Source organism: Halioglobus sp. HI00S01 (genome assembly GCF_001635445.1).
Classification (GTDB): domain Bacteria; phylum Pseudomonadota; class Gammaproteobacteria; order Pseudomonadales; family Halieaceae; genus Halioglobus; species Halioglobus japonicus.
Genome location: NZ_LWEE01000218.1, coordinates 1 through 219, shown reverse-complemented (window position 1 = coordinate 219; position 219 = coordinate 1). Strand labels below are relative to the sequence as shown.

Genomic DNA, 219 nt, shown 5'->3' with positions numbered 1-219 from the left:
AGCAATATACTCCGGACGACAGTCGGGGTAGCCGGAATAGTCGACCGCATTAACGCCAATAAAAATGTCCTGGGCGCCCAACACCTCAGCCCAGCCCAGCGCGATCGACATGAACACCGTGTTTCGCGCCGGCACATAAGTCACCGGAATACCCTCGGTTTCCTCTTCGGGGACATCGATATCCGTATCAGTCAGGGCAGAGCCGCCAATGGCGTCCAA

At 57.1% G+C, this 219-nt stretch carries 1 protein-coding gene; it reads right to left on the bottom strand.

Annotation, left to right across the window (positions count from 1 at the left end):
* Positions 1–219: 7-cyano-7-deazaguanine synthase (locus A3709_RS17285; RefSeq protein WP_197484264.1), on the bottom strand; the 219-nt coding region annotated here is incomplete at both ends.